The organism is Pantoea sp. GbtcB22, from assembly GCF_019091025.1.
GTDB classification, from domain to species: domain Bacteria; phylum Pseudomonadota; class Gammaproteobacteria; order Enterobacterales; family Enterobacteriaceae; genus Pantoea; species Pantoea leporis.
On sequence record NZ_JAGXKB010000511.1, the window covers coordinates 1 to 250 of the forward strand.

1 protein-coding gene is annotated in these 250 nt (G+C 54.4%); it reads left to right on the top strand.

Annotated features, from left to right (window positions below):
- Nucleotides 1-15 precede the first annotated feature (15 nt).
- Nucleotides 16-250: DUF444 family protein (locus KVT28_RS25875; RefSeq protein WP_217551119.1), on the top strand; the 235-nt coding region annotated here is incomplete at its 3' end.

Here is a 250-nt window from a genome sequence, read left to right on the forward strand (position 1 = left end):
GTTTGGGGGATTTTTTTGGCCTATTTTAACGATCGGCGTCTCATCGGTAAGAACAAAAGCGCCGTCAATCGGCAGCGCTTTCTGCGCCGTTATAAGTCGCAAATCAAGCAATCGATCACCGAGGCCATCAACAAGCGTTCGGTGACCGATGTCGAGAGCGGTGAATCGGTCTCGATTCCAATTGACGATATCACCGAACCGAGCTTCCATCAGGGCCGCGGCGGCAGTCGCCATCGCGTGCATCCTGGGA